Genomic DNA, 1,584 nt, shown 5'->3' with positions numbered 1-1,584 from the left:
CGAAATCCATCCATCCACTTCCTCTGCCGCCAAATGGATTCCGGGCTCCCTCGCTTCGCTCGGATAAGCAACGCTAGCCGTCGTTGCGCGCGTCGAACCGCGTGCGTGCGGCCGCGATCTGCTCCAGATGCGCGATCGCCCACTCGCCGAGGGCCTTCACCGGCTGTTGCAAGCCGCGGCCGAGATCGGTCAGCTCGTAGTCGACGCGCGGCGGAATGGTCGGGAAGATCGTGCGCGTGACGAGGCCGTCACGTTCGAGGCCGCGCAGCGTCAGGGTCAGCATTCGCTGCGAGATGCCGTTGATCGTGCGCTTCAGCTCGTTGAAGCGCTTCGGCCCGTCGCTCAGCATCATGATGACGAGCACGCTCCATTTGTCCCCGACGCGGGACAGCACGGAGGCGACGCCGCGGCAGTCCGCATGGTTGGGATCGGGCATGGGCCTTGTATCGGGTGGATTTGGCCGCGGCCGAGCAGGCAATTCGATGTTCGCAGGTTTCAATGATGTGCCCATGGCTCAAAAAAGTGCGTTCTTGCGGGTTTCAAAATTGTGCCTTCTTGTGCGGTTTCGGCCAGTCACTCATGTAGCGTCAGTTACAAACCTATACCATGAGGTGACCACATGAAACTCCTCCATCTCGACTCCAGCGTGCTCGGCCCCCACTCCGTCAGCCGGCAGGTTTCCGCCGCCATCGTCGATCGGCTGAAACAGGCGACGCCGTCGCTCGAAGTGGTCTATCGCGACCTGACCCAGACCCCGCTGGCCCACCTCTCCGGCTCGCACCTCGCCGCCGCGCAAGGCGCTCCCGCGCCGGCGGAGCTTGCACCCGACCTCGCCGCAAGCGCGGCGGCGCTCGACGAGTTCCTGGCTGCCGACGTCGTCGTGATCGGCGCGCCCATGTACAATTTCACCATTCCGAGCCAGCTCAAGGCCTGGATCGACCGCATCCTGGTGGTGGGGAAGACATTTAAATATGGCGCGGCCGGGCCAGAGGGACTTGCCGGAGGCAAACGCGTGATCGTGGCGATCTCACGTGGCGGCCATTACGGCGCCGAGACCCCATACGTCGCCGGCGAACACGTCGAAACCTATCTGCGCTGGGTGTTCGGCTTCGTGGGCATCACCGACCTGGAGTTCGTTCCCGCCGACGGCATTGCACTCGGCCCGGATCACCGCGAGAAAGCGCTCGCCGGCGCACTTCAGGCGGCGACGACTCTGCGCGCAGCATAGCCTGGACACACGAACCGTCCGGCGCAAGATGGCAGTTGCGCCGGACGGAATCGCGTTGGTTCAAGTCATCAGCCGCGATAGATCGGCGCGCCGCTCGGAGAGGCCACCGCGCCGCCGTCGACGAAGATCTCCTGACCCTGCACATGCGCGGAATCGTCGGAGGCGAGGAACAGCACCGTCTTGGCGACGTGATCGGTTTCGCCGAGGCGCCCCAGGGGCGTCGACAGCGCGATCCGCTTTTCGAATTCTTTCTCGGCTTCGGGCGTCGCGGTCGCGGGCCCCCAGATCGGCGTGCGGAGCGCGCCGGGCGCCACCACCTTCACCGCCGCCGCGGACAGCGCCACCACATCCAGCTG

General features: G+C 65.3%; 2 protein-coding genes and 1 pseudogene. 1 reads left to right on the top strand and 2 read right to left on the bottom strand.

Annotated elements, in window-relative coordinates:
* Positions 1-73: 73 nt before the first annotated feature.
* Positions 74-511 (bottom strand): helix-turn-helix domain-containing protein, encoded by a 438-nt coding sequence (locus JHD07_RS30870; protein ID WP_291629006.1) that lies wholly within the window; start codon positions 509-511, stop codon positions 74-76.
* Positions 512-619: 108 nt separating this feature from the next.
* Between JHD07_RS30870 and JHD07_RS30865 the strand changes: the two genes are divergently transcribed.
* Positions 620-1,228: an NAD(P)H-dependent oxidoreductase gene (locus JHD07_RS30865; RefSeq protein ID WP_291629004.1), complete on the top strand. Its 609-nt coding sequence runs from the start codon at positions 620-622 to the stop codon at positions 1,226-1,228.
* Between the two features lie 68 nt (positions 1,229-1,296).
* On the opposite strand, the pseudogene JHD07_RS30860 reads toward JHD07_RS30865, so the two are convergent.
* Positions 1,297-1,584, bottom strand: a pseudogene (locus JHD07_RS30860) (SDR family oxidoreductase); the annotation flags it as partial.

The sequence above is a fragment of the Bradyrhizobium sp. genome (assembly GCF_016462955.1).
In the GTDB taxonomy this organism is placed as follows: domain Bacteria; phylum Pseudomonadota; class Alphaproteobacteria; order Rhizobiales; family Xanthobacteraceae; genus Bradyrhizobium.
This window is presented reverse-complemented; position numbering and strand designations above follow the sequence as displayed.